This window comes from Rhizobium brockwellii (assembly GCF_000769405.2).
GTDB classification, from domain to species: Bacteria; Pseudomonadota; Alphaproteobacteria; order Rhizobiales; family Rhizobiaceae; genus Rhizobium; species Rhizobium brockwellii.
Window position 1 is genome coordinate 3,553,628 of sequence record NZ_CP053439.1, and the last position, 18,170, is coordinate 3,571,797.

Here is an 18,170-nt window from a genome sequence, read left to right on the forward strand (position 1 = left end):
CGCGGAGAAGGGAAAATGCTGCAAGCCCTTCGCCCCTTGCAGCCGTTGGGTGACGCAAGTCCCCTCTCCCCGCTCACGGGGAGAGGGTTAGGGTGAAGGGCTTATCCGGCATGTCCTGACGAGGATAATCCTCAGTCGGCATATTCGCCGGCGGCCTCGATCACCGTTTTCCAGCGGACGATCTCGCTTTCGAGCTTGGCCTTCAGCGCCGCCGGCGTCGCATCGGCGTCGGAGGATGGCGCAGTGCCGAGCTCGGCGAAGCGGGCGCCGACATTTGGATCCTTCAGCGCCACCTGCAGCGACTTCGACAGACGTTCGTTGATCTCAGCCGGCGTACCCTTCGGCGTATAGATGCCGTGCCAGATACCGACTTCGAAACCCGGCAGCCCGGCTTCGACGGCCGTCGGAATGTCCTTCATCACGTCGAGCCGTTTGGGCGAGGTCACGGCATAGGCCTTGATCGTGCCGCCCTGGATCTGCTTCGTCGTGTTGGTCGTCTGGTCGCACATGACGTCGACCTGGCCGCCGAGCAGATCGGTCATGGCAGGGCCGGTGCCCTTGTAGGGAACGGTCGTCAGCGGCGTCTGGATGGCGCTCATGAACATCATGCCGCAGAGATGCGAAGCCGCACCGATGCCGGCATTGGCCACCGTCACCTTGTCCTTGTTGGCCTTGATGTAGTCGATCAGCCCCTTGAGGTCGGTCGGCTCCATGTCCTTGCGGGCAACGATCGTCATCGGCACCTCGGTGACGAGGCCGACATAGTCGAAGGCGCCGAGCGTGTCGTAGGCGAGCTTGCGGTAGAGCGTGGCGCTGGTCGCCATGCCGATATGGTGCAGCAGTATGGTGTAGCCGTCGGGATCGGCACTCGCCACGCGGCCGGCGCCGAGCGTGCCGCCGGCGCCGCCGACATTTTCGACGACGATCTGCTGGCCGAGATCCTTCGACATGGATTCGGCGACCAGGCGCGCAACGGTATCCGTCGGGCCGCCGGCCGCAAACGGCACGACCATGGTGATGGTGCGCTCGGGATAGGTCTGCGCCGAAGCGGCGGCGGCGAGAAGAGAGACCGCGGCAGCCGCGGTCAGGCCGAGCATGGCCTTCAGAATTTTCATCGTTTCCTCCCTGATGAAATAAGCAAGCCCGCCGACACATCCTCCGCGCCGGTTCGGATAACCTATTTGCCGCCTGGAAAAATCGACCCGCAATCATCGCAGTCGCTTTCGAAAGACGATTTTACAACAGTGCGATGCAGCATGGGTCGATTTGGAAACAAACAGCTCTGGCGATGGGTGGAAATCCACCCATCGCACCGCGAGATTGCAGCGCCGCCCAGCTCCGAGCTAGCTTTCGGTTGTCAGCATCCGCTTATCGAGACCGTATTTCTGCATCTTTTCGTAGAGTGTCTTCCGGGAAATGCCGAGCGACTCATAGACCGGCCTGAGGCTGCCGCCATGCGCCACCAGCGCGCTGGCAATGACCCCGCGTTCGAATTCGGCGACGCGCTCCGCAAGCCCGGTCGCCTCCTCGGCTTGGCGCCCGCCATTGTCGAGACCGAGGACCAGACGGTCTGCGGCATTCCTCAATTCACGCACATTGCCGGGCCAGTCGCGCTGAGCGATGTCGGAAATCACGTCCGGCGGCACGACCATCTCGTCCCGGCCGTAGCGGGCAGCCGCCTCCCGCACCAGCTGCAGGAAAAGCAGCGGAACATCCGCCCGCCGCTGCGACAGCGACGGCACGTGCAGCGTCGCGACATTCAGCCGATAGAAGAGGTCGGCGCGGAAACGCCCGGCCGCCACCTCCGCCTCCAGATCGACCTTGCTCGTGGCGATAAAGCGCACGTCGAGGGCCACCACTTCGTTCGATCCGAGCCTGGAGATGACCCGTTCCTGCAGCACCCGCAGGAACTTTGCCTGCAGGTCGAAGGGCATGGAGCCGATCTCGTCGAGCAGGATCGTGCCGCCGCGCCCATGTTCGAATTTTCCATAACGCGGCCTTACCGCACCCGGAAATGCCCCCACCTCATGGCCGAAGAGCTCGCTCTCGATCAGGTTTGCCGGCAGTGCGGCACAATTGATCGCGATGAACGGCCGGCTCGCCCGGGCGCTGATGTCATGGAGCGCCCGCGCCACCACCTCCTTGCCGGCCCCGGTCTCGCCGACGATCAGCGTATCGGCGTCGCTCGCCCCGATCGCCCGGATGCGGTAGCGCAGATCCACCATCACCTGCGTGCGCCCCGGCAGCCGCGCCTCGATATCGTCGCGCTTGCCGGCAACCGCCTTCAGCAGCCGGTTTTCGAGCACCAGGCCGCGCCGCTCCATCGCCCGGCGGATGACCCCGGCAAGCATCTCGGGCGTGAATGGCTTCTCGATGAAATCATAGGCGCCTTCGCGCATCGCCTTCACCGCAAGCTGAACGTCGCCGTGGCCGGTGACGAGAATGACCGGCACCTCCGGGTCGAGCTCACGGATCTTCTGCATCAGCGTCATGCCGTCGATGCCGGGCATGCGGATATCGCTGACGACGACGCCGGGAAAGCTGTAGCCGATCAGTTCCAGCACGTGGTCGCCGTTCGAATAGGTCTCGACGCTGAAGCCGGAGAGCTCCAGCGCCTGCGCCGTCGAGCGGCGCAGTTCCTCCTCGTCGTCAACCAGCAGGATCTTTGCATCATTCATTCCGCTGCCTCCGGCATCAATCCTGCCGCCGATTGCAGCTCGATGCGGAACACCGCGCCTCCTTCGGGATGATTGGCAGCAGTCAGGCTGCCGCCGAAATCCTTGATGATGTTGTAGGAAATCGAAAGCCCGAGGCCGAGCCCCTTGCCGACGCCCTTCGTCGTGAAGAACGGGTCGAAGATACGTTCGGCGATCGCCGCCGGCACGCCCGGTCCATGGTCCCGCACCGTCAGCACCACCTTTCCGGCCTCCTCGAAGGCCGAAACCTCGATGCGCCGATCATCCAGCCCTTCCACCGCATCGGCCGCATTCGAGATCACGTTCACCAGCACCTGCTGCAGACGCACCGAACCGGCGCGCACCACCGGCGGACGCGGCCCGAGAGCGAGCAGCAGTTCGGCATCCGCCGCCTTCAGCCGCCAGGCGATGATCTCCAGCGTATCGCGCATCGCCTCGTCGAGGGAAACGGGACCGAGCTTCTCGTTCGGCTTGCGGGCGAAGTTGCGCAGGTGCCGGCTGATCGCAGCCATACGGTCGATCAGCCCGCCGATACGGCGGATATTGTCCCGCGCCTCCTCCGTCCGCCCACGGTCGATGAGAACGGAGGCGCTGTCCGTATAGGTCTTGGCAGCGGCGAGCGGCTGGTTGAACTCGTGCGAAAGCGCAGCCGACATCTGCCCCAGCCCGGCAAGCTTGCCCGCCTGGATGAGGTCCGCTTGCGTCTGTCGAAGCTGCTGCTCGGTCAGCCGCCGCTCGGCGATCTCCTCTTCGATGCGGCTGTTGACGCGGGCAAGATCGGCCGTGCGCTCATCGACGCGCCTCTCCAGCTCGTTGCGGGCCTCGGCCTGCATCTGCATGCGCTCGGCAAGCCGCGCCCGCCGCTGGCGAAGGACGGCCACCGTAAGCCCGGCAATGCACAGGATGAGAAACACGGCAGCAAGCGCCGTGCGCGCCTGGGCGCGGATGGAACTCGTCTCCATCAGCACGTTCACCGTCCAGTCCTCGGCCGGCATGTAATGCGAGAGCACCAGATATTCGCTCGAACCGCGCTCGCTGGCCAGCGTCATCAGCTCATGCTGCTCGAAGTGGTGACGCGTCACCGGCAACGCCGCCAGCCTGGCATTGGCATAACGCCGCGAGGCCTCGGTGCGGGCGACACGGTCGGCCGTCAGCGGCAGGATCGCGCCGTAGAGCCATTCCGGGCTGCCGGACATGAAAATGATGCCCTCGGGATCGGAGACGAAAATCCTGTATTCGCCGCCGCCCCAGGAGGATTCGATCGTGTCGATATCGACCTTGAAGACGATGACGCCACGAATATCCGCATCGATCCGGATCGGCGCGGCGAAATAATAGCCGCGCTTCAGCGAGGTTGTGCCGAGCGCATAGAACCGCGCCTGCCGGCCTTCAATCGCATCCTGGAAATAGGGCCTGTAGCTGAAATTCTGTCCGACGAAGCTTCCCGGCCCATCGTAATTGCTGGCCGCGATCGTCTCTCCGTCTGGCTTGACCACATAGATATCGGAGGATTTCAGCAGCCCGTTGATCTCCTTGAGATAGAGATTGGCCGCATCGCGCAGCGCCGCATCCTCAGGCGCGCTCACCAGTTCCTTGATGTCGTCGTGATCGGCGATCAGCGCCGGCAACGCCTCGTAGCGGTTGAGATGGCCGCTGAGTGCCGAAACGGCAAGGCGCAGCGCCGTTCCTGCCTGCGCCGAGGCTTCCTCCATATAGGCGCGCGTCGCAATCGCGCTCCCATAGGTGAAGAAGGAGAAGATGATCAGCGGCACCACCAGCAACGCCGCTATCGCACGATATTTCGAAGACAGAACCGGCTCCTCCCCTTTCTGCCTCCACTCCCCAGCGAGGCATACCCGACGGACCGAGTTTAGAGGGGTGGGTAGGGATTTCCAAGGGGCCGTCGAAACTTGACACCCGGCAGGGGTGGATGTCCTATTGCTGCACCGCAAGGAGGCCCCCGCCCATGAGCGACGACCAGACGCCCGCCGATAACAAACTCACCACATCCAAGCGCCGCTGGGCGGCAGAGGGCAAGTTCCTGACCGGCCGTATCAGCCGTCCCGAAGCCGAGCGCCTGCCGCCCGGCCAGCACCTCGTTAAGAACTGGCCGGTGCTCGATCTCGGCCAGCAGCCTGTCATCTCGACCGATACCTGGCGGCTCGAGGTGCGCGGCCTCGTCGAAACGCCGCTCACCCTCACCTGGGCCGACTTCCAGGCGATCGAACAGAGCACGGGGGTGAGCGATATCCACTGCGTCACCACATGGTCGCGCTACGACAACAAATGGAAGGGCGTTTCGACGCGCAATCTGCTCGACCTCGCCATGCCGAAGCCGCAAGCAGCTTACGTCATGCTGACGAGTTATGACGGCTATACCACCAACCTGCCGCTCGCCGATTTCGCCGCAGAGGATGCGATCCTCGCCACCGCCTGGGAAGGCCTGCCGCTGACGCGGGAGCATGGCGGCCCGATGCGCCTCGTCGTGCCGCATCTCTATTTCTGGAAAAGCGCCAAATGGCTGCGCCGCATCGAGCTGATGCCCGCCGATCAGGCCGGCTTCTGGGAAAAGAACGGCTACCACATCTATGGCGATCCGTGGCGCGAGCAGCGCTATTCCGACGATTGAGCTTTCGGCCGCGAGAAACGGCGAAGTGTAAACGCGCCAAGTCCGAACAACGCGGCAAGCCCCGTCAGCGACGCCATGCTGGCGGCATGGAATGGTATCCCGCTCCAGCGCGGCTTAACGATATCGGCCGTGTTGAAGGCCTCGCCGCTGAAGCGGCAGGTGATGAGCGCAAGACCGCGCCGCACCATATCGGCATCGACCGCGGAAATGATTTCATCCGCCGCAGCCCTCTCCCGCGGCATCTCGCGCATCGAAAGCAAGACGGCCTTGGTCGCTGCCAGATAGGCATGGGCGCATTCGTTGAACGGGCTTGCCTCATCCGTCACGCTGCCCGGCATCCAGCCCCACAGACAGTAAGAATACTGGATTTCGGCATAGTTCAGCACGCGCCGGAAAGGCTCGTTCGTATCGACTGCGCGGGATGCAAGGTCGATAATCCCACTGCGATAGTCAGACATGACAGCCATCTCGCCGTGGGAAATCTCCGGGATATCCAGGCCCGCATGGCTGCCGCCATCGCTGCGGCTATGAGCAAGAGCGCTTCCGGCAGCCACACAAAAAACGGCAGCCGCTGCAAATGCCGCCGACAGGAGTGGTATGGTTTTGCCGATTTTCATGCTTGCTCGAAAAGTTAAGGGCGCCGGCAAAGCGGCGCCCTTCGATGCCTTCAGTGAAATGCCGTGGCCGGCCGGCTGCGTTGTCCACCCCTGACCGCAAGTCGCTTTTCCGCCAGCGCCCCGAAGGCGAGGCCGAGCGTTGCCCAGAGGATCACATGCATGCCGAGTGAGGTCGTGCGGAACCGCCAGAGCACCATCGCCGAGAAGTTCTCCGGCACCTCGTTGATCGGCGGCAGCAGATAGAGCACGACGCCGATGAAGACGAGATAGACGATGCCGGCGATGATCGCGCCGTTCCAGAGACCGAAACGCTCGGAAAGGCGGCGCGACAGCACCACTGCGGCAACCAGCGCCGCAAGCGAGACGACGATCATCAGGAAGAACAGCTCGGTCCTGACGCCGATCGTGTCGGGATTGCCGACCGCCGGCGGATTGGCCGGATACTTGATACTGGGAACGACGACGACCGCCACGAAGGCGGCAATGGCGATGACGGCCGAGGTGCCGCGCGCCGAAAGGCTGCTGAAACGGCCGTGTACGAAAGCGAAGGCAAGTGCGAAGAGCCCGCCGACGGCGACGCTGTAGGCCATGACGCCGGTGAAAAGGCCGAGACCGGCTTGCGTGGCGCGGCTGACGATTTCAGGTTCGGCAGCTTCGCCGGCCGCCTGGGCGCTCGCCTCCTCAAAGGCGATCGCCGCATCGACCAGCGGCTCACCGAAGGTATGGGCGAAAGCGAAAACGAGGATACCAGCAATCAGGCCCGCGAGCATGCCGCGAAGCAGAAGGTTTCCAACCATGTCAGGAACTCCGATCGCGAAGCGCTTTAGTGGCAGGGAAAGCCGAGGAGATGGCGACCGTCATGCACGAATTCGTGCACATACATGCCGTTGAACATCGCCATCGCACCTTCCTCGGTGCCGACGAAATAGAGGACGATGAGCATTAGCAGGCCGCCGAAGATCGCCCAAGGCAGGATCTCGCCTACAGGGATCGGCGCCGGTACAGCAACGGGCGCGAAAGTGGTGTCAGACATGTATTCCTCCGGGAATGACGCGTTCAGTCGAAAGAGTGCTTGTGCAGTAGGGTCTGACTTCCAGCGCGAAGAGCTTTCGACACGCTGGTCACAGTGGCGCGACCGCGCCGGACTTACACCGGCTTCCAAACCCGCAACAGCACGGTTATATCTGCACGCCGAAGAGACTGTCAACGAAACTTCACAAGCCGGCGAAGGACGCTGTCGCCGCATTCCGGGAGACAAGAACGGCTGTGAACACGCGCCTCACCTGGATCTGCCATGGCGGGACGGCAGCAAGCCGCAAGGCCCTGTTCCCGCTCGACGAACCGCTGGAGGACAAGGCAGTAGAGGAGGCCGGCAGGATGATCGCCCCGCCCCGCGCCGACCGTATAGCCACGAGCCCCGCCTTGCGCGCCCGTCAGACTGCTGACGCGCTCGGCTTCGAAGCCCAAATAGATCAGGCGCTTCGCGATTGCGACCATGGCCGCTGGGCCGGCAGGTCGATCACGACGATCGGGACCGAAGAACCCGAAAACCTCATGGGGTGGATGAGCGATCCGGAAGCGGCCCCGCATGGCGGCGAGAGCCTTGTTGATCTGCGCAAGCGCATCGCCGGCTGGATGGATGGCCAGGCCGTCCTCGACGGTCACGTCATTGCAATCAGCCATGCGGCCGTCATCCGGGCAGCGATCGTGCATGTGCTTCAGGCGCCGCTCTCCTCCTTCTGGTTGAGCGACGTCGAGCCGCTTTCCGTCATCAGCATGACCAGCAACAAACAGCGCTGGTCTCTGCGCTTCCAGCATTAGAGACTGCTGATCTTATCCAGCTTTGCACAAGCAAATCGCGTCATCTCTGTTGAACCCGGCTTTGCGGGGACTACTTCCTTGTCCCAAGGAGATGGAAGAATGACATATGATTGGAGTGGCGAGCGCACGCGACGCCTGCGTTTCATACGTGTCGCCACAGTCACGGTTCTGGTCGGTCTCATCATCAGCGTTCCACTGCTGATCGTCACCGCCTGAAGCACGAGAAAGGGCGAGCGATGCATTTGCACGCTCGCCTTCGTTTTTTTCCCGCATGAGCCAGTCTCCGGAACCATGAAGGCGACCGCGCTGACAAACGACGCCCTGGTTCCCCACAAGCCCCCTCGCGTGTCTCTGCGGCACAGCAACAGGCTGCCGCCTCCGATAATTCGCCTTCTGGTTTCAACAAACATTTCAGACTTTCGTGATATTTCCGCGAAGGTGGAGATGGAGAAGGCATAATGCCGGTGTTTTTCCAAAGCAGAGCCGGACGGCAATGCGTGTCGATCGTGGTGTCTGGCGTGACCCTCTGGCTTCTCGGCACGCTGCTACAGCTCGACGACAGCCTAGTCGCCTTCATGACCGGTTTCGGCGAGTACGGCGCCGACAAGCTCGTTCTAGCGCTCGGCATCGCCGGCGCCATGAGCTTCATCTATTCGGTGCTGCGCATCGCCGACCTGCGTAAGGAAATGGACTTGCGCGCCGCCGCCCAGGCAAAGGCCGATTGGACCGCAACCCACGACCATCTGACCAAGCTGCCGAACCGCTACGCCTTCGAGCGCAAGATCCTCTCACGGCCAATCAAGGACGACGAGGCCGAAATCGAGGAGTGGGACCGCAACGTCACCATCTTCTCCGTTGACCTCGACGGCTTCAAGAAGGTCAATGACCTCGTCGGCCACAAGGGCGGCGACATCCTGTTGATCGAAGTTGCCAGACGCATCTGCGCGCTCGGCAATGCCGATTGCGTCTATCGCTTCGGCGGCGACGAATTCATCATCGTCGCATTCGCCCTGACGGCGCAGCGCGAGGAGCGTTTTGCCAAGCTGCTGATCCAGGCCGTCACCCGGCCGATCCATATCGATGGCTTTGCCGTCGAAGTCGGCGCCAGCGTCGGCTATGACCGCTGGGCCGAGGGGGCCGAACCGCTGGAAGATGCCGCCCACCGTGCCGACCTTGCAATGTACGAGGCGAAATCACGCGGGCCCAACCATTATTTCGTCTTCGAACCTTCGATGCAGGACAAGGTAACGGAACGCGCCGCACTGGAAACCAGGCTGCGCGCCGCAATCTCCAACAAGGCGATCAGGCCCTTCTATCAGCCGCTAATCGACCTGAAGACCGGTCAGCTTTGCGGCTTTGAGGCGCTCGCGCGCTGGATTGGCGACGACGGTATCTATATTCCGCCGCCAGTCTTCATCGATATTGCCGAGGAAACCGGCATGATCACCGCATTGTTCGAGGACCTTCTCACCCAGGCCTGCAGCGACGCCCTCACCTGGCCGGAGCATGTGATTTTGTCCTTCAACGTCTCGCCGGTGCAGATGGAAGACAAATTGCTGACGTCGCGCATTCTCAAGGTCCTTTCGGCAAGCCGGCTGCCGCCGCAGCGCCTGGAAGTGGAGATCACCGAAAACGCGCTGATCCAGGATCCCGCCGTCGCCGCCGCCATTCTCGACGAGCTGCACGCCGCCGGCATCCAGATCGCACTCGACGATTTCGGCACGGGCTATTCGAGCCTCGCCCAGCTCTCCCGCTATCGTTTCGACAAGATCAAGATCGACAAAAGCTTCATCGCCACCTATCGCGACGACGAGCGCCAGGAAAAGATCGTCCGCGCCATGCTCGGCCTCGGCAGGAGCCTCAACATCAAGACGACTGCGGAAGGCATCGAGGAGCACGGCCAGCTCGCCTTCCTGCTGCAGCTCGGCTGCGACATCGGCCAGGGCTATCTCTTCGGCAAGGCGATGCCCGCCGCCGAGGCGGGCATCTTCATCAGCGATCGCAATACCAAATTGGCCTCGACGGGCTGACGGAACGCTCTACCTTTTGTTTTGACGCAATTCCCGGCAAAACCGCTTCGCGCTTTGCCGGGAATTTGCTTTAAAAAACCTGGCGCATGATCACGAACAGCACGAAGGCGATCGCGATCGAGGCCGGCAGCGTCAACACCCAGGCCATCAGCATGTTACGCACGGTCGACCATTGCAGGCCGGAACCGTTGGCCGCCATGGTGCCGGCAACGCCTGACGACAGCACATGCGTGGTCGAGACCGGCAGGCCGAGATGGTCGGCGGAAGCGATGGTGACCATCGCCACGACTTCAGCTGCCGCGCCCTGACCATAGGTCAGATGCGTCTTGCCGATCTTTTCGCCGACGGTAACGACGATGCGCTTCCAGCCCACCATCGTTCCGAGGCCAAGCGCAATCGCGACCGCCACCTTCACCCAGAGCGGGATGAACTTGGTCGCGTTGTCGACTGCCTTGTGGTAATTCGTCACCGCCGCCAGGTCGCCGGCATCCATCGGCAGCAGCTTCTGCTTGTCGATCAGCTTCAGCGCCTCGCCGATCAGGTAGATGTCGTTGCGGACGTTGCCGACGAGATTGGTCGGCACCGCTTCGAGCGTCGGGAAGCCGGCGACTTCGGCGCTCGTCTGGTGGATATATTGCTGCAGGGCCGGCGTCGTCGCATCCGTCCATGTCTTGTTCTTGACGGCGTCGCTGACTTCGGCCTTGTAGTCCGCGACCGTAACGCCCGGCTTCACATATTTGCCGAGTGCGGTTTCCACCTGGGCTGATGCCGACTTGTAGGCTTCGAGATAGTTGACATCCGGCGTGCGGTTCAGCGCGAAAGCCGTCGGCACCAGGCCGATCAGGATCAGCATGATGAGGCCCATGCCCTTCTGGCCGTCGTTGGAGCCGTGGGCGAAGCTGACGCCGGTGCAGGTGAAGATCAGGATGGCACGGATCCAGAGCGGCGGCGGCTGGTTGCCCTTCGGTTCGGCATAGAGCGCCTTGTTGCGCACCAGAAGCTTCATGACCAGCAGGAGAACAGCGGACAGGCCGAAGCCGATCAGCGGAGAGATCAAAAGCGACAGGCCAATATTGGTCGCCTGCGACCAGTCGACGCCGCTTGTCGCAGTGCCTGCCGGTGCCAGGAACTGGTTGGCGAGGCCGACGCCGATGATCGAGCCGACCAGCGTGTGAGAGCTCGACGACGGCAGGCCGAGATACCAGGTGCCGAGGTTCCAGACGATCGCGGCAATCAGCAGCGCGAAAACCATGGCAAGGCCGGAACCGGAGCCGACCTGTAGGATCAATTCCACTGGCAGCAGTGCCAGAATGCCGAAGGCGACGGCACCGCTCGAGGTCAGCACGCCGAGGAAGTTGAAGAAGCCGGACCAGATGACGGCGAATTCCGCCGGCATGGAACGGGTGTAGATCACGGTGGCAACGGCATTGGCCGTATCATGGAAGCCGTTGACGAACTCGAAGCCGAGCGCGATGAGCAGCGCAAGCCCTAGAAGAATCCAGGGAACGGCAACTGCGGTCGTCAGGTCGCGGGCGAGTGCATAGGCGACATATCCAAGGCCGCAAACCAGAACGAGTGCGAACACCGGCAAGAACCACTTGCCGGCCGAATTCGAACTGTGAAGCGGGTGGGAAGCGTCGCTATGAACCTGGCTGGGGGCAATATCGGCCATGGCATAGTTCCTTATTCCGTTTTGCAAATTTGCCTTTTGTTAATAAATCCGCCGCGTGAAGCTCTCATGACGCCCCGACTGAACCGCCCGTAAGCCACTGATGCTGGGCGATATTGACGGTGATGCGCCTGGTACCGTCGCCTCCATAAAAGATGCCGCGTAGCGATCTCAAGCGGCGGACGATGGTTGTCTAGGCAATGACAAAAGCGCGCCCCGAGCGAATAAATCCTTCCCGCCTGGACATCCGACGCTAAGTTCGGTCATCTCACACCCGCGCGGAGTCTTGGAAGACATGTCATCGACCGACCTGCTGCTGACCTTCAACACCGGCTCCTCGACCGTTAAGATCGGCATCTTCGCGATAGACGGCGCCGAGGCACGGCGCATCGGCAAGGGCGTGATCGATTTCCGCGCCGAACCGCTGTCGCTCGGCCTGACGAAAGGATCGCAGATAGTCGAGATGCCGTTGAAGGCCGCGGTGACCGAAGATCTGCACGGCGTCATCGATGAGACCTTCGCGCGTCTCGCCGATCATTTCGACATGACCGCCGCGCGCGCTGCCGGCCACCGCGTCGTCCATGGCGGCGACCGGTTTACCAGGGCGATCGTCCTCGACGACACCGCAATCGATGCCGTCGATGCGCTGACCCCGCTGGCACCCCTGCACCAGCCGCAGGCGCTGCGTTTCATCCGCGCGCTCAAGCATCTGAAACCGCATCTTGCCCAAACGGCCTCCTTCGATACCGCCTTTCATGCGACGCAGGACGATCTCGTTCGCCGCTTCGCCATTCCCCGTACGCTTCATGACGAGGGCATCAAGCGTTACGGCTTCCACGGCCTTTCCTATAAATTCACCGCCGGAGAGCTTCGCCGCAAGGCGCCGCGCGCGGCAAAGGTGGTCGTCGCCCATCTCGGTAGCGGCGCCAGCCTCTGCGCATTGGATGACGGCGTCAGCCGCGATTGCAGCATGGGCTTTTCGACGCTCGATGGCATCCCGATGGCGACGCGCCCAGGCTGGCTCGATCCCGGCGTCATTCTGCATCTGGCCGGTCAAAGGAAACAATCCTTCAAGGAGATCGAGGACCTGCTCTATCATCGCAGCGGCCTGCTCGGCGTCTCCGGCATCAGCGCCGATACGCGCGAGCTGTTGAAGGACGGCCGGCCGGAGGCGCGCCAGGCGATCGAGCTATTCACGCTGCGCATTGCCGGCGAAATCGGCCGCATGGCGGCAACGCTTGGTGGCCTTGACGCCATCGTCTTCACCGCCGGCATCGGCGAGCATCAACCGGAGATCCGCGCCGGCGTGGCCAAGCGGCTGTTCTGGCTTGGCCTTGCAACCGACGAAAGGGCCAATGCTGCCAATGATTTCACCATCAGTACGCGGGAAAGCCGCATCGCCGCCCATGTCATCGCCACCGATGAGGAGCAGATCATCGCCGAGGAGGCACTGTCCGTTCTTCGCAGTGACTGATCCAGATCAACGGCTTGCCGGCATCCGCCGGTAGAATTGACGTTGAAGACGTTTTCGAACGGGAGAAACCCATGGAAAAGCATGTCTCGACCGCTGCCCTGACCGATGCCGAACTCACCCTGATCGACCGCTATTGGCGCGCCGCCAATTATCTCTCCATCGGCCAGATCTATCTGCTGACCAATCCGCTGTTGCGCGAGCCGCTGAAACCAGAGCACATCAAGCCCCGCCTGCTCGGCCACTGGGGCACAACACCCGGCCTCAACTTCATCTATGCGCATCTGAACCGTCTCATCCGCGCCCGCGACCTCGATATCATCTATATGTGCGGCCCCGGCCATGGCGGGCCGGGCATGGTCGCCAACACCTATCTCGAAGGCATCTACAGCGAGATCTATCCCGATATTTCCGAGGATGCCGAAGGCATGCGCAAGCTCTTCCGGCAATTCTCCTTCCCCGGCGGCATTCCGAGCCACGCGGCACCCGAGACACCGGGCTCGATCCACGAGGGCGGCGAACTCGGTTACGCCCTCGTCCATGCCTATGGCGCCGCCTTCGACAATCCCGATCTGATCGTTGCCTGCGTCGTCGGCGACGGCGAAGCCGAAACCGGGCCACTGGCCGCGAGCTGGCATTCCAACAAGTTTCTGAACCCTGCCCGCGATGGCGCCGTGCTGCCGATCCTGCATCTGAACGGCTACAAGATCGCCAATCCCACCATTCTTGGCCGCGCCAGTCACGAGGATTTGCAGAGCCTCTTTGAAGGCTACGGCTATGAGCCCTTCTTCGTCGAGGGTCACGAGCCGCGCGATATGCACCAGCAGATGGCCGCAACCTTCGACAGGGTCTTCGACCGCATTCGCGAAATCCAGGAGGAAGCCCGCAATGGCAAGGCGCCCGATATCTGCCCGCGCTGGCCGATGATCGTGCTGCGCAGCCCGAAGGGCTGGACAGGACCGAAGGAAGTCGACGGCAAGAAGGTCGAAGGCTTCTGGCGCGCCCACCAGGTGCCGGTCTCCAACTGCCGCGAGAATGAAGGGCATCGCAAGATCCTCGAGGACTGGATGCGCAGCTATGATCCGAAAGACCTGTTCGGCAGCGACGGCCGGCTGAAACCCGAGCTGCGGGCGCTCGCCCCTGTCGGCCAGCGCCGCATGGGCGCCAATCCGCACGCCAATGGCGGTTTGCTGCGCAAGGAACTCGATGTTCCCGATATCCGCGACTATGCGGTCGATATTGGCAAGCACGGTAGCGCCATGGTGCAGTCGACGGAAATCCTCGGCCACTACTTGCGCGACACGATGAAGCGCAACGCCGATGCCGCCAACTTCCGTATCTTCGGCCCCGACGAGACGGAATCGAACCGCCTCGGCAGCGTCTTCGAAGTCACTGACCGTGTCTGGATGGAGGGTATCGAACCCTACGACGTCCACTTGTCTCGGGATGGACGTGTCATGGAGGTGCTGAGCGAACATCTCTGCCAGGGCTGGCTGGAAGGCTACCTGCTGACTGGCCGCCACGGCCTGTTCTCCTGCTACGAGGCCTTCATCCACATCATCGATTCCATGTTCAACCAGCACGCCAAATGGCTGAAGGTGACGCGGGAACTCGAGTGGAGAAAGCCGATCTCGTCGCTGAATTACCTGCTGACCTCGCATGTCTGGCGTCAGGACCACAACGGCTTCAGCCATCAGGACCCCGGTTTCGTCGACCTCGTCGCTAACAAGAAGGCCGATATCGTCCGCATCTACCTGCCGCCGGATGCCAACACCCTGCTCTGGGTCGGCGACCATTGCCTGCGCACCTATGACCGCATCAATGTCATCGTCGCCGGCAAGCAGCCGGAGCCGCAATGGCTATCGATGGACGAGGCGGTGAAACATTGCGAGGCCGGCATCGGCATCTGGCACTGGGCGAGCAATGAGGACGACACCATCCTGCCCGATCTCGTCATGGCCTGCGCCGGCGACGTGCCGACCATGGAGACGCTCGCCGCCGTCGATCTGCTGCGCCAGGCCATTCCCGAGCTGAAGATCCGCACCGTCAACGTCGTCGATCTCCTGGCACTGCAATCCAGGGATCAGCATCCGCACGGCCTGACCGACGAGGCATTCGATGCGATCTTCACCGCCGACAAGCCTGTCATTTTCGCCTATCACGGCTATCCCTATCTCATCCACCGCCTGACCTACAAACGCACCAACCACCGCAACATCCACGTCCGCGGCTTCATCGAGGAAGGCACGACGACCACACCCTTCGACATGACCGTCCTCAACGAACTCGACCGCTTCCACCTCGCTATCGAAGCGATCGAGCGTGTCCCGGGCCTGAAGGAAAGAGCAGGAGAAGCGCTCGCCGCCTTCCGCGGTAAGCTTGCGGAACATCACGACTATGTCCGCGAATATGGTGAGGACATGCCGGAGGTGCGGAACTGGACATGGCCGACGGCGTGAAGCGAAAACCAAACAGAATCGCGCGAACCTGTTCGGCGGAGACCATCCGGCGGGAGCAACCGTCAAGCAACGTCTAAAGTTGGTGAAAACGATCGAGGCGCTGTTCCAGAACGACCATAACGTAGGCTATGTGTCTTGGGAAAGCTCTAAGCCACTGACCGAGGAAACGACATGAAGGGTTTCGCTGCCACGCTCACCGCCGCCCGGCTGGAAAAGGCGCTCGCCTTCTACATGACGCCCGAAGCCCAGCCGGATGGCTCAGCCGATGCCGTCAAGCCAGCTGGGGAACGCGAGGCATACGAGGCCCGTGCCGGCGAACGCGCCCGCAACACGGAAGATGGCGCCGAAGCCTGGTAAGGCGATCCCCACCGGGTGTCCTCGCGGATGCCTGTCCGCGAATGCGTCGCACCCGGAACGCCGGAACCCCTATGCATGTTCGAGCCGGACTTTTTCCTTCATGCGCCAGACCCGCGGCGTTTCTCCCGTATATTTAAAAAAGAAGCGCGAGAAATAGGCGGGATCGGCAAAGCCAAGCCGAAATCCGATCTCCTGAACGCTGCCGAGCGTAAAAACCAGCTGGCGTTTCGCCTCTTCGACGAGTTTGCCGGCGATCAGTTCATGGGGAGTGTTGCCGGTCATCGACCGGACGATGCGGGTGAGATGCGTTGGCGAAACCCCAAGCTCTCTGGCGTAGAAAGACGCGGGTTTGTGTGATCGGAAATGTTGCTGAATGAGCTCGCTCAGCATTTCCATCCGCCGCTCTTTCTCGTTGGGCGGAAGTTCATGCGTATTCCCCTCATGGGAAATCCTCGCCGTCAGCCGCAGCGCCAGGGCGACATAGGCGGCCAACGCCTCGTTGCGGCCGCTGCGGCGGTTTTCGAATTCGTCGCCCAGCCGCCTCAACGTCTGCATGACATAGACGGCCTCGTCATGATCGGGATCGAGCGACGTCAGATGCGGCGCCGCCAGCCATTCGCCGAGCTGGCTCCGGTCGCCGGGCGGATGGCTGAGATGGGATCTCAACAGGGTGATCACCAGGCCGTCGATATCGCGTGAAAAACGAAAGCCGTGATTGAGCCCGGGCGGCACGGTAATGATGGCCGGCGGGCAGATAGCATGGCTCTTTTCACCGAAGATCGCGTCGCCCGAACCGCCTTCGATGTACAATATCTGAAAGAAACTCTCGTGACGGTGGGGGCGAATCTCCCATTGATGCAAGCTGCTGCGAGAGCGAATTGTTTCGCAATGCACCCAAAAGTCCGGTTCTCGCCCGGTCTTTTCGCCGTAGAGTTCGTAAGTAGGGACCTGTCTGCTCATGGGGCTCCGTGGGGCTTCTCCGGCACCAATGTTCGATTAGTGCAATTTTTAGGTTGGGATGTCCATTGCTGCGGCGAGCGCGGCGCGGCAGAATCTGACAAAACGCAAAAATGCAGGGAGGAAGCATTTGCGAACTCAGGTCGCCATCATCGGTTCAGGACCATCCGGCCTGCTGCTCGGCCAGCTTCTGACCGAAGCCGGTATCGATAATGTCATTCTCGACCGTGTGAACAAGAATTACATCCTCGGCCGGGTTCGTGCCGGCGTTCTGGAAGAAGGCACCGTCGGGCTGCTGGATCAGGCCAAATCAGGCGCGAGGCTGCATGCCGAAGGCCTGCCGCATGACGGTTTCTCGCTGGCCTTCGACGGACGCGACCATCGCATCAACCTTCACGAATTGACCGGCGGCAGGCGCGTCACGGTTTATGGGCAGACCGAAGTGACACGCGATCTTATGGAGCGGCGTGAAGCGAGCGGCTCCCTGTCGATCTACGATGCCGTCGATGTCGCGCCGCATGACTTCGACGGCCTGTCTCCCTTCGTCACCTATGTGAAAGACGGTGTTGCCAAGCGCATCGATTGCGATTTCATCGCCGGCTGCGACGGGTTTCACGGCGCCAGCCGCAAGGCCGTCCCGGAACGCGCGATCAGGAGTCTCGAAAAGGTCTATCCCTTCGGCTGGCTGGGGATCCTTGCCGACGTGGCGCCTGTCAGCCATGAGCTGATCTACGCCAACCATCCAAGGGGCTTTGCGCTCTGTTCAATGCGCTCGGCCACCCGGAGCCGCTACTACATCCAATGTGCGCTCGACGAGAAGATCGACGACTGGAGCGACGACCGATTCTGGGATGAACTAAGACGGCGCCTGCCGGTGCATCATGCCGAGGCATTGGCGACCGCGCCGTCCTTCGAGAAATCGATCGCGCCGCTGCGCTCCTTCGTCGCCGAGCCGATGCGTTTCGGTCGGCTTTTTCTGGTCGGCGACGCCGCCCATATTGTCCCGCCGACCGGGGCCAAGGGATTGAACCTTGCCGCCAGCGACGTCCATTACCTTTTCTCCGGGCTGATCGAGCATTACCGCGAAGGCTCGAATAGTGGCATCGACGCTTACTCGCAGAAGGCGCTCGCCCGTGTGTGGAAGGCCGTGCGGTTTTCCTGGTGGATGACGACGATGATGCATCGTTTTCCGGATACCGGGGATTTTGACCAGAAGATCCAGGAGGCGGAGCTCGACTATCTTACCCACTCCCGCGCCGCCTCGACGGCGCTTGCGGAGAACTATGTGGGACTGCCATTCTGATAGGATTGTCTGAGGTGGGCCATGGAACAGAATTCGACCGTAGAACCGGCCGCGGATAGTACCGCTCTTCGACACACAATCATAATTGTACAGTTATGGATTGCGGTACTTATTTCATTTTACATCACCACTTCGCATGACAGGTTAGCGCTAAATTTCTA

Annotated in this window: 14 protein-coding genes and 1 pseudogene; 7 read left to right on the forward strand and 8 right to left on the reverse strand. The window is 62.0% G+C overall.

Annotation, left to right across the window (positions count from 1 at the left end; translation table 11 throughout):
- Positions 1-131: 131 nt before the first annotated feature.
- From RLCC275e_RS17590 to RLCC275e_RS17600, 3 genes are all read right to left on the reverse strand, one after another.
- Entirely contained in the window at positions 132-1,115 is a 984-nt protein-coding gene (locus RLCC275e_RS17590; RefSeq protein ID WP_003552420.1) for a tripartite tricarboxylate transporter substrate-binding protein, read from the reverse strand.
- A gap of 228 nt (positions 1,116-1,343) precedes the next feature.
- Positions 1,344-2,678 carry a sigma-54-dependent transcriptional regulator gene (locus RLCC275e_RS17595; protein ID WP_003552422.1) on the reverse strand — a complete coding sequence of 445 codons (1,335 nt, stop codon included), beginning with the start codon at positions 2,676-2,678 and terminating at the stop codon, positions 1,344-1,346.
- On the reverse strand, positions 2,675-4,471 hold the full coding sequence (locus tag RLCC275e_RS17600) for a sensor histidine kinase (protein WP_317278812.1): 1,797 nt from the start codon (positions 4,469-4,471) through the stop codon (positions 2,675-2,677). The genes RLCC275e_RS17595 and RLCC275e_RS17600 overlap by 4 nt, the downstream gene beginning before the upstream one ends.
- A 191-nt stretch (positions 4,472-4,662) precedes the next feature.
- On the opposite strand from RLCC275e_RS17600, the gene RLCC275e_RS17605 reads away from it, so the two are divergent.
- On the forward strand, positions 4,663-5,325 hold the full coding sequence (locus RLCC275e_RS17605; RefSeq protein ID WP_033179772.1) for a sulfite oxidase-like oxidoreductase: 663 nt from the start codon (positions 4,663-4,665) through the stop codon (positions 5,323-5,325).
- On the opposite strand, the gene RLCC275e_RS17610 is transcribed toward RLCC275e_RS17605, so the two are convergent.
- The 3 genes from RLCC275e_RS17610 to RLCC275e_RS17620 are packed head-to-tail and all read right to left on the reverse strand — an operon-like array spanning position 5,310 to position 6,975.
- A complete protein-coding gene (locus RLCC275e_RS17610) occupies positions 5,310-5,942 on the reverse strand; it encodes a hypothetical protein (RefSeq protein WP_033179771.1) in 633 nt (210 codons plus the stop codon). The two genes, RLCC275e_RS17605 and RLCC275e_RS17610, sit on opposite strands and share 16 nt — an antisense overlap.
- Before the next feature lie 50 nt (positions 5,943-5,992).
- Entirely contained in the window at positions 5,993-6,739 is a 747-nt protein-coding gene (locus tag RLCC275e_RS17615) for a CbtA family protein (protein WP_033179770.1), read from the reverse strand.
- A 26-nt stretch (positions 6,740-6,765) separates the two neighbouring features.
- Positions 6,766-6,975, reverse strand: coding sequence for a CbtB domain-containing protein (locus RLCC275e_RS17620; RefSeq protein WP_033179769.1), 210 nt, complete (start codon positions 6,973-6,975; stop codon positions 6,766-6,768).
- A 233-nt stretch (positions 6,976-7,208) separates the two neighbouring features.
- Here RLCC275e_RS17620 and RLCC275e_RS17625 point away from each other — a divergent pair, with 233 nt between their 5' ends.
- Together RLCC275e_RS17625 and RLCC275e_RS17630 are read left to right on the forward strand one after the other, a co-directional pair.
- The gene (locus tag RLCC275e_RS17625; RefSeq protein WP_033179768.1) at positions 7,209-7,763 is read left to right on the forward strand and encodes a histidine phosphatase family protein; all 555 of its coding nucleotides are present in this window, start codon (positions 7,209-7,211) and stop codon (positions 7,761-7,763) included.
- Between the two features lie 458 nt (positions 7,764-8,221).
- The gene (locus RLCC275e_RS17630; RefSeq protein WP_033179767.1) at positions 8,222-9,793 is read left to right on the forward strand and encodes a putative bifunctional diguanylate cyclase/phosphodiesterase; all 1,572 of its coding nucleotides are present in this window, start codon (positions 8,222-8,224) and stop codon (positions 9,791-9,793) included.
- A 70-nt stretch (positions 9,794-9,863) separates the two neighbouring features.
- On the opposite strand, the gene RLCC275e_RS17635 is transcribed toward RLCC275e_RS17630, so the two are convergent.
- Complete coding sequence (locus RLCC275e_RS17635) at positions 9,864-11,465, reverse strand: inorganic phosphate transporter (protein ID WP_033179766.1); 1,602 nt, start codon at positions 11,463-11,465, stop codon at positions 9,864-9,866.
- 292 nt (positions 11,466-11,757) lie between these two features.
- Here RLCC275e_RS17635 and RLCC275e_RS17640 point away from each other — a divergent pair, with 292 nt between their 5' ends.
- The 3 genes and pseudogenes from RLCC275e_RS17640 (at position 11,758) to RLCC275e_RS17650 (ending at position 15,749) form a co-directional block, all read left to right on the forward strand.
- Positions 11,758-12,936, forward strand: coding sequence for an acetate/propionate family kinase (locus RLCC275e_RS17640; RefSeq protein ID WP_033179765.1), 1,179 nt, complete (start codon positions 11,758-11,760; stop codon positions 12,934-12,936).
- A 71-nt stretch (positions 12,937-13,007) separates the two neighbouring features.
- Positions 13,008-15,392 (forward strand): phosphoketolase family protein, encoded by a 2,385-nt coding sequence (locus RLCC275e_RS17645; RefSeq protein WP_033179764.1) that lies wholly within the window; start codon positions 13,008-13,010, stop codon positions 15,390-15,392.
- Positions 15,393-15,471: 79 nt separating this feature from the next.
- Positions 15,472-15,749, forward strand: a pseudogene (locus tag RLCC275e_RS17650) (hypothetical protein).
- Between the two features lie 69 nt (positions 15,750-15,818).
- Here the strand turns inward: RLCC275e_RS17650 and RLCC275e_RS17655 are convergent.
- The gene (locus tag RLCC275e_RS17655) at positions 15,819-16,709 is read right to left on the reverse strand and encodes a helix-turn-helix domain-containing protein (protein ID WP_033179762.1); all 891 of its coding nucleotides are present in this window, start codon (positions 16,707-16,709) and stop codon (positions 15,819-15,821) included.
- 127 nt (positions 16,710-16,836) lie between these two features.
- On the opposite strand from RLCC275e_RS17655, the gene pobA reads away from it, so the two are divergent.
- On the forward strand, positions 16,837-18,009 hold the full coding sequence (gene pobA / locus RLCC275e_RS17660) for a 4-hydroxybenzoate 3-monooxygenase (RefSeq protein WP_033179761.1): 1,173 nt from the start codon (positions 16,837-16,839) through the stop codon (positions 18,007-18,009).
- Positions 18,010-18,170 lie beyond the last annotated feature (161 nt).